This is a genomic window from Nocardioides sp. (assembly GCF_029937575.1).
Lineage (GTDB): Bacteria > Actinomycetota > Actinomycetes > Propionibacteriales > Nocardioidaceae > Nocardioides.
Genome location: NZ_JAPYPS010000124.1, coordinates 2,465 through 4,094, shown reverse-complemented (window position 1 = coordinate 4,094; position 1,630 = coordinate 2,465). Strand labels below are relative to the sequence as shown.

General features: G+C 71.3%; 1 protein-coding gene and 1 pseudogene. Both read left to right on the top strand.

Translation table 11 applies throughout. From position 1 onward, the window contains the following. Positions 1–717, top strand: a pseudogene (locus Q1K33_RS20595) (magnesium chelatase); the annotation flags it as partial. Between the two features lie 85 nt (positions 718–802). Beyond that, a complete protein-coding gene (locus Q1K33_RS20590) occupies positions 803–1,624 on the top strand; it encodes an alpha/beta hydrolase (RefSeq protein ID WP_300406788.1) in 822 nt (273 codons plus the stop codon). The last annotated feature ends 6 nt before the right edge of the window (positions 1,625–1,630 follow it).

Sequence of the window (1,630 nt, the reverse complement as noted above, 5' to 3'; positions counted from 1 at the left end):
GAGGACTACACCAACCGCGGGCGCATCATCACCCCGCTCAAGGACCGCTTCGGCGCCGAGATCCGCACGCACTACCCGACGGAGCTGGACGCCGAGATCTCGGTGATCCGGCAGGAGGCCGAGATCCCGGCCGACCTCGTCGACGTCCCCGACTTCCTGATCGAGATCCTGGCCCGCTTCACCCGCCAGCTGCGCGAGTCCTCCTCGGTCGACCAGCGCTCCGGCGTCTCGGCCCGGTTCGCCATCGCCGGGGCCGAGACCATCGCCGCTGCTGCCATCCACCGCGCCACCGTGCAGCAGGAGGACGAGGCGGTGGCTCGTGTCGTCGACCTCGAGACCGCCGTCGAGGTGCTCGGCGGCAAGATCGAGTTCGAATCGGGCGAGGAGGGTCGGGAGGAGGAGATCCTCACCCACCTGCTGCGCACCGCGACCGCCGAGACGGTCCGTGCCCACTTCCGCGGCATCGACTTCGCCCTGCTCGTCGACGCGATCGAGGCCGGCTCGATGGTGACCACCGGTGAGCAGGTCACCGCGCGCGACTTCCTCACCGGGCTGCCGGTGCTGGGGGAGTCGGAGCTGTACGACGACGTGTGCGACCGCCTGGGTGCGACCAACGACGGCCAGCGCGCCGGGGCGATCGAGCTCGCCCTCGAGGGGCTCTACCTGGCCCGCAAGGTCGGCAAGGACACCGACGGCTCCGAGACCGTCTACGGCTGAGCGGTGCTGGGCCTCCCCAGAGTGACAGATCTATGCGAGACTCGATGTCGCACATACTCATGGAGACCAACGGAGGTCTGCTCGCATGCCGCTGTCCCACCTCGCCCACGACCGAGCGGGCTCCGGTGAGCCGGTCGTCCTGATCCACGGGATCGGTCACCGCCGCCAGGCCTGGAAGCCGGTCTTCGACCGGCTCGCCGAGCACCACGACGTCATCGTGCTCGACCTCGCCGGCTTCGGTGAGTCGGCGCCGTACCCGTCGGGTGAGCGCTACGACATGGACAACGCGTGCTCCGACCTCGCCGACAACTTCGCCCGGTGGGGGATCGAGCGGCCGCACGTGGTGGGCAACTCCCTCGGCGGCGCGATCAGTCTCGAGCTGGCCTCGCGCGAGCTCGTCTCCAGTGCGACGGTCCTCAGTCCGGCCGGATTCTTCGGCCGCTTCGACCGCTACTGGGCGCTCACGTCGCTCCTGGCCATGTGGGGCTCGGCGCACGTGCCGGACGCGCTGCTGCGCACGCTGTCGCGCTCGGCTGCGGCTCGTCGTGCGATCGGCTACCTGCTCTACGCCCACCCCGAGGTGCACGGCGCCGAGGCGACGTACGGCGATGCGCTGGCGATGAAGCGCGCGCGAGCCTTCCTGCCGACGCTGCGAGCCGGGCTCAGCTACGAGCTGGAGAACGGCGAGGGGCGCCTGGGGGCCACCGCGCCGGTCACCGTGGCCTGGGGCACCCTCGACCGACTGCTGCCCTACAGCCAGGCGGCAACCGCCGAGCGTCGGTTGCCCCAGGCGCGTCACGTCGCGCTGCCCGGCTGCGGGCACGTGCCGATGAGCGACGACCCCGCGCTCATCGTCGCGGTCGTCGAGGAGACGATCGCGCGCGCGGCGGAGCAGCGCGCGGCGTGAGGTGGG

Coding starts and splice junctions, on each gene's coding strand:
- Q1K33_RS20590 (WP_300406788.1), top strand. CDS start 803: ATGCCGCTGTCCCACCTCGCCCACGACCGAGCGGGCTCCGGTGAGCCG.